At 34.5% G+C, this 7591-nt stretch carries 7 protein-coding genes; all 7 read left to right on the top strand.

Features of this window, described 5'->3' with window-relative positions:
* Nucleotides 1-149: 149 nt before the first annotated feature.
* Entirely contained in the window at nt 150-701 is a 552-nt protein-coding gene (hpf, locus tag WKT09_RS11475) for a ribosome hibernation-promoting factor, HPF/YfiA family (protein ID WP_340416147.1), read from the top strand.
* A 360-nt stretch (nt 702-1061) separates the two neighbouring features.
* Nucleotides 1062-3578 (top strand): preprotein translocase subunit SecA, encoded by a 2517-nt coding sequence (gene secA / locus WKT09_RS11470; RefSeq protein WP_340416149.1) that lies wholly within the window; start codon nt 1062-1064, stop codon nt 3576-3578.
* Between the two features lie 29 nt (nt 3579-3607).
* Nucleotides 3608-4709 (top strand): peptide chain release factor 2 gene (gene prfB, locus WKT09_RS11465; RefSeq protein ID WP_340416146.1). Its coding sequence is split into 2 segments (ribosomal slippage): nt 3608-3679 and nt 3681-4709, totalling 1101 coding nucleotides; the frame shifts between segments, so codons are not numbered across the junction.
* Between the two features lie 111 nt (nt 4710-4820).
* Entirely contained in the window at nt 4821-5216 is a 396-nt protein-coding gene (gene cccB / locus WKT09_RS11460) for a cytochrome c551 (RefSeq protein ID WP_340416145.1), read from the top strand.
* Nucleotides 5217-5257: 41 nt separating this feature from the next.
* Nucleotides 5258-5440 carry a hypothetical protein gene (locus WKT09_RS11455; RefSeq protein WP_340416144.1) on the top strand — a complete coding sequence of 61 codons (183 nt, stop codon included), beginning with the start codon at nt 5258-5260 and terminating at the stop codon, nt 5438-5440.
* A 557-nt stretch (nt 5441-5997) separates the two neighbouring features.
* Entirely contained in the window at nt 5998-6684 is a 687-nt protein-coding gene (gene ftsE / locus WKT09_RS11450) for a cell division ATP-binding protein FtsE (RefSeq protein WP_340416143.1), read from the top strand.
* Nucleotides 6674-7567, top strand: coding sequence for a permease-like cell division protein FtsX (gene ftsX, locus WKT09_RS11445; protein WP_340416141.1), 894 nt, complete (start codon nt 6674-6676; stop codon nt 7565-7567). The genes ftsE and ftsX overlap by 11 nt, the downstream gene beginning before the upstream one ends.
* Nucleotides 7568-7591: the final 24 nt, after the last annotated feature.

Below are 7591 nucleotides of genomic sequence, written 5' to 3'. Positions count from 1 at the left end.
GTTTTTTTATGCAATTAGTGGTATTGTATAATGTAAGCACTTACATTTATTATATTATGTGAACGTAAAATGAAAGTTGTTGTAATTTACGGAAATTTTACACAAAACATAGTATAATAAAAGTATAAAGAAAAAAGGAGGACACTTATATGAACTATATCATTCGTGGCGAAAATATTGAGGTGACACAGGCAATACGTGAGTATGTAGAGAAGAAAATTGCAAAATTAAACAGATACTTTGATACACCTCCGACATCTGATGTCCATGTAAACTTAAGTGTCTATAATGACGAGCAACAAATCGAAGTAACGATTCCAATGGCGAATTTATTATTACGCGCAGAGGAACAAAATCCAGATTTATATGCAGCGACAGATTTAGTTGTAGATAAATTGGAAAGACAAATTAGAAAACATAAAACGAAGGTAAACCGTAAATTCAGACAAGAAGGATCTGTGAAACACATTTTTGCTGAATTAGAGAAAGAAGCAAATCAAGCTGAAGAGGATTCAGATGATATTCAAATTGTACGTACAAAACGTTTCAACTTAAAGCCAATGGATTCGGAAGAGGCAGTCTTACAAATGGACATGTTAGGACATGCATTCTTCGTTTTTACTAATGCTGAAACGAACGATACAAATGTTGTATACCGAAGAAAAGATGGTACGTACGGTTTAATCGAACCGACAAATTAATAAAGCTATGACAGTAGCGGTTACATGAAAAAAGGAAGACGATGTTATTTATATACCCATATAAGTAACATCGTTTTTTTAATGAAATATTAGACAATACTATGCGAAAAAATCGGCTTTATGTCTATCAGTTAATAACGGTTCTGAAAATGACACATAGGGAAATAATTTGTAGATGTAAATTTATTAATAATGAATACAAACTTTTTTTATCGTGTAAAGATGCATCTATTTAGCATTCAAAATTTAGTCATTTGTTTTGTGGCTGTAGTAACCTCCTAGGTTGTCATCTAAGTTTGAATAATGGTATGATTAATATTGGGCTATAAGTTAGTTTCCATATGAAAAGGAGCGTTCAGTATAGTGAGTTTATTAAAGAAAATTTTTGGTGATGGAAATCAACGCCAATTGAATCGAATACAAAAAGAAGTAGATAAAATAGAAGCTCTAGAAAGTGATATAGAGGCTTTATCTGATGAAGCATTACAACATAAAACAGTGGAATTTAAAGAGCGTATAGAAGAAGGAGAAGAGTTAGATCAATTATTACCTGAGGCATATGCCGTTGTACGTGAAGCATCTAAACGTGTTTTAAATATGCGTCCATTCCCAGTACAATTAATTGGGGCAACCGTTTTACATGAAGGTAATATTTCAGAAATGAAAACAGGGGAAGGGAAAACATTATCTTCTACGATGCCAGCTTATTTAAATGCATTAACTGGTAAAGGTGTCCATATTATTACAGTGAACGAATATTTAGCAAATCGTGACGCAGCAGAAATGGGGAAATTATACGAATTTTTAGGGCTGACTGTCGGGTTAAATATAAGTGGAATGTCTAAAGAAGAAAAGAAAATGGCGTATGAATGTGATATTACGTACGGAACGAACAATGAATTCGGATTTGATTATTTACGTGATAATATGGTGCTTTATAAAGAACATAAAGTACAACGTGGTTTGAACTTTGCGATTATTGATGAGGTAGACTCTGTTTTAATTGATGAAGCAAGGACACCACTGATCATTTCTGGAAGTGCTAAAAAATCTGCCAATTTATATGAACAGGCGAATAGTTTTGTCGTCACGTTAAATAAAGAATCTGATTACACATATGACGAAAAAACAAAAGGGGTACAATTAACAGAGGAAGGAATGAATAAGGCGGAGAAATTTTTCAATATCGAAAATTTATTCGACTTAAGCAATGTATCTTTAACTCACCATATTAACCAAGCACTGAAGGCACATGTCTCGATGCATCGTGATACAGATTATGTAATTGAAGAAGGCGAAGTTGTCATCGTTGACCAGTTTACAGGTCGTTTAATGAAAGGGCGCCGTTATAGTGATGGTTTACACCAGGCAATCGAGGCAAAAGAAGGATTAAAAATTCAAAATGAAAGTATGACATTAGCATCAATCACATTCCAAAACTATTTTAGAATGTATAACAAGCTTGCAGGAATGACAGGTACTGCGAAAACAGAAGAAGAAGAATTTAGAAATATTTACAATATGGATGTCATTGCGATCCCAACCAATAAACCAATTGCTAGAGAAGATCGTCCAGATATGATTTACAAAACGATGGAAGGGAAATTCAATGCTGTAATAGAGGCAATCCATCGTCGCCATGCAATTGGCCAACCAGTATTAGTAGGTACAGTGGCAGTTGAAACATCTGAATTAATTTCACAGTTATTAAAAAAGAAAAAAATTAAGCATGATGTATTAAACGCAAAAAATCACTATAGAGAAGCAGAAATCATTGAAAATGCTGGGCAAAAAGGTGCTGTAACTATTGCGACAAACATGGCCGGGCGTGGAACAGATATTAAGTTAGGACCTGGTGTACTAGAACTTGGTGGGTTAGCAGTTATTGGTACAGAACGCCACGAATCGAGACGAATTGATAATCAGTTACGTGGGCGTGCCGGACGACAAGGAGATCCAGGTTTATCTCAATTTTTCTTATCAATGGAAGATGAGTTAATGCGCCGTTTCGGTTCTGATAACTTACGAAGTATGATGGATCGCTTAGGAATGGATGATGATCAACCAATTGAAAGTAAAATGGTGTCACGAGCGGTAGAATCAGCTCAAAAGCGTGTGGAAGGTAATAACTATGATGCGCGTAAGACGATTTTATCTTATGATGATGTATTACGTGAGCAACGTGAAATTATTTATAAACAGCGTGATGAAATTATTGCTGCCGAAGATAGTATTCGTACAATCATTGAAGAAATGATTCAATCAACTGTTACTCGTCTCGTTCAAAACCATACACAAGACGAAGATGATGCTGAATGGAATTTAGAGGCAATTATTCATTATGCACATGCCAATTTATTAAATGAGGAAGACATATCTGTCACAGATTTAGAAGGAAAAGACCCAGAAGAAATGATTGCCTTTATGATGGAAAAAGTGCGCCATCATTACGATGAAAAAGAACAAGAATTGTTAGAAGAGCAAATGCATGAATTTGAAAAAGTAATCTTATTACGTACGGTAGATTCTAAATGGATGGATCATATTGACCAAATGGATCAATTACGTCAAGGAATTCATTTACGTGCATACGCACAAAATGATCCATTACGTGAGTATCAATTAGAAGGTTTCAATATGTTTGAAGCAATGATTGAAAGCATAGAAGAAGAAGTCTCCAAATATATTATGAAATCGCAAATTCGTCAAAACCTACAGCGTGAAGCTGTTGTAAAAAATACACAGGCTGTTTCAGGTGGTGGCGAAGAAAAGAAAAAAGTTCGTCAACCATACGTAAAAAAAGAAACGGTCGGTCGAAATGATCCGTGCCCATGTGGAAGTGGGAAAAAATATAAAAATTGTCATGGAAAACAGTAAAATTACTGTTTTCCAAAGAGGTGGATATGATGGATTTAATGGAAGTAAAGCAAGAATTAGATAAGATGGAAAAAAGAATCGAAGACTTTAGGGGGTCTCTTTGACTTAGACGAAAAGAAAAGTGATATTGCGTCTTTAGAAGAGAAAATGTCCGCACCTAATTTTTGGGATGATCAACAGACAGCTCAAAAAGTAATCGATGAGGTGAACTTTTTAAAAGGGAAAGTGGAACAATTCGAATCTTTAGAAAATAACGTATCAGATACCATCGTTATGTATGAAATGGTAAAAGAAGAAAACGATGAGGACATGCTAGAAGAATTGATTGATGAAGTGAAACAGTTACTTGTACAAACTGAAAGCTTTGAATTAGAAATGTTGTTAAGTGAACCATATGATAAAAACAACGCTATTTTAGAATTACACCCTGGGGCTGGCGGTACTGAATCACAAGATTGGGCAAGTATTTTATTACGTATGTATCAAAGATGGGCAGAAAGCAAAGGATATAAAGTAGAAACATTAAACTATCTAGCTGGAGACGAAGCAGGTGTAAAAAGTGTTACTTTATTAATTAAAGGACATAATGCATACGGTTATTTAAAAGCAGAAAAAGGGGTTCACCGTCTCGTGCGTATTTCTCCATTTGATTCATCAGGGAGAAGACATACATCATTTGTTTCATGTGATGTATCACCGGAATTAGATGATACCGTTGAAATTGAAATAAATCCGGATGAATTAAAAATTGATACGTACCGTTCTAGTGGAGCTGGTGGGCAACATGTTAATACGACAGATTCGGCTGTACGAATTACACATATTCCAACCAATACGATAGTAAGTTGTCAAAATGAACGTTCACAAATAAAAAATCGTGAAGCGGCAATGAAAATGTTAAAATCAAAGCTATATCAACTTGAAATTGAAAAACAACAACAAGAACTAGCGGCGATTCGTGGAGAACAAAAAGAAATTGGTTGGGGAAGTCAAATTCGTTCCTATATTTTTCACCCTTACTCGATGGTGAAGGACCACCGCACAAATTTAGATGTTGGAAATGTACAAGCAGTGGTGGATGGGGATATAGACCCGTTTATTGATGCATATTTGCGTGAACATATAAATTAAATGAATAAAATTAAGACAAATTAATGAATTTTTACCGAAAATGATTTTAAATCAACAAAAATCGGGTATAATAGACATTGAATTCAAATTTAAGTGAGGGGGATTTTCACTATGAAGAAGAGTTTAATGGCTGTTCTTTTTGCACTTGTGTTAGTTTTAGCTGCATGTGGTGGCGGAAATAATGATGCTACTAATAACGATGCAGGTAATACAAATTCTAATACTAACAACACAGAAGAGAACGCAGGAAACAATGAAGGAAATGAAAACGCAGGAGATTCAGTTGACAGTGCTGCGGCAGAAGATGTATACAAATCAAGCTGTGCTAGCTGTCACGGACAAGATTTATCAGGTGGAGCAGGTCCAGACTTAACGAGCGTTGGATCTGACAAATCAGCTGACGACATTTTATCTATTATTGAAAATGGACAAGGGTCAATGCCTGGTGGTTTAATTTCAGGTGATGACGCTCAAGCAGTAGCAGACTGGTTAGCAAGCCACAAATAATAAAAAAACCACATAACATTTGTTATGTGGTTTTTTTATGTATGTTATTTTTAATAAGTTCGTATCATTCAACGATCGCAACCATCATCGAGTTAAGTGCCGTTAGCATGAAGGCGGTAGGTCCTGAAAATTTTCATGGAATCACTACATATAGAACATCACTCGATGCAATCGCTACGGCCGTGCGAAATGATATAGAGGAAGAAACAAACGAAAGCCGGTAAATCGATTCTTTTATATTACAGTAAATACGGTTAATCCATTAAGACCTTCGTTGTACCCTTTGATTATTTGTCGACAGTTCCATATAAAAGGGTGTATCATTTCACTGGGACATCTGTTAGAAAAATATATTATCCGGTTATCCGGATTTATTTCTTTTTGAACAGATCATAGTTAAATATTTTTATCTGCTAGATAGAAAACATCAGATTTTACTTTATCAATTTCGGAATATTCGAATATTTCAAAAGGTAAAATATACTATGACTTTTTTGCTATAATAAATAAAAAAATAAAACTGCAGAGAATGATTCTATTTATTGGAAAAAATTAACAAAAAGTATAGTACATGTCCCTTAAATTTTTAAATGATGCGTGATACCATAGTGCTGTAAAGAAAATCATCGTTCACTACATATTAATATATTTCAATTTGAAATATATTTGTAACCATATTATTACTAAAAAAAATGTTTATTTATGTTATGCTATATATGATGTAATTTTAGAAAGTTGATAGAAGCTATCGTGAATAAAAATATTGAAGGTGAAAATATAAATGATAACAATGAAAAATGTTCATAAAGTGTACCCGAATGGGGTTACAGCATTAAACGGCATCGATGTCGAAATAGATAAAGGTGAATTCGTTTACATTGTCGGACCAAGTGGGGCTGGAAAGTCCACATTTATCCGACTTATTTATCGAGAAGAAGTACCAACTAAGGGAGAAATTATTGTACAAGGTGTTAATGCTTCCAAATTAAAAAATAAAGAAGTTCCTTTATTTAGAAGGGATATAGGAGTTGTTTTCCAAGACTTTAAATTGTTACCGAAACTAACAGTCTATGAAAATGTTGCATTCGCTTTAGAAGTTATTGAAGAATCACCAAGCGTTATTCGGAAAAGGGTGATGGAAGTATTAGAACTAGTAGGTTTAAAACATAAAGCACAGTCAATCCCAGATGAATTATCGGGTGGAGAGCAACAAAGGGTTTCCATCGCAAGGGCGATCGCGAATCACCCGAAAATTTTAATTGCGGATGAGCCTACAGGAAACTTAGATCCGGATACATCTTGGACGATTATGCGGATTTTAGAGGAGATTAATGCGCGAGGTACAACAGTGATTATGGCAACTCACAGTAAAGAAATTGTAAACACAATTAAAAAACGAGTGATTGCAATAGAGAACGGACTAATAGTAAGAGACGAAAGTCGAGGAGAATACGGTTATGAAATTTAGTACATTGAAAAGACATATACGGGAAGGTGTCAAAAATATATTCCGAAATGGATGGATGTCAGTTGCGTCAATTGGAGCAGTAACAGTTGCATTAATATTAGTAGCAATATTTGTCACAGTTATTTTGAATATCAATCAAATGACATCGAATGTTGAGCAAGATGTTGAAATAAAAGTTTTAATTGAACTGACAGCAGATGAAGATCAAATAAAAGCATTAGGGGAAGAAATAGAAGAGATTAAGGGAATTGAAACGATTCGTTTTTCATCCAAAGACGATGAACTGAATTTATTAGTGGAAGGAATGGGTGAGCAAGGAGAAGCCTGGGCGCTATTCGAACAAGATAACCCATTAAACCATGCTTACGTAGTTAAAGCGAAAGACCCTCAACAAACAGAGGCGATCGCAGCAAAAATCGAAAATTTTGAACATGTTTATAAAGTAAACTTTGGACAAGATGTTGTCCCACAATTATTTAAGTTTAATAATTATGCAAGAGCGACAGGGTTAGCCCTTATTGCTGGTTTAGTGTTTATGGCGGTATTTTTAATTTCGAATACGATTAAATTAACCATTCATGCACGTAGTACAGAAATTGGAATTATGAGATTAGTAGGAGCGACAAATAACTTTATTCGTCTTCCATTTTTTGTAGAAGGATTTTTATTAGGGGTGCTAGGTTCCATTATCCCAATTATTGTTACTTTAATTGGTTATCATTTTGTTATAAAAAATGTAAGTGGACAAACATCCTTTAATTTCGTACAACTTCTTCCATACAATCCATATGTATGGCAATTATCGTTGTTTATCGTATTAGTAGGGGGAATTATCGGAACACTTGGAAGTGGTATGAGTGTTCGTAAATTCTTAAAAGTATAGAGAGAGACAAATGAAAAGGAGCAA

Source organism: Pseudogracilibacillus sp. ICA-222130, assembly GCF_037892545.1.
Lineage (GTDB): Bacteria > Bacillota > Bacilli > Bacillales > Amphibacillaceae > Pseudogracilibacillus.
The sequence above is the reverse complement of the archived record's forward strand: the minus strand, read 5'-3'. Positions and strand labels throughout refer to the sequence as shown.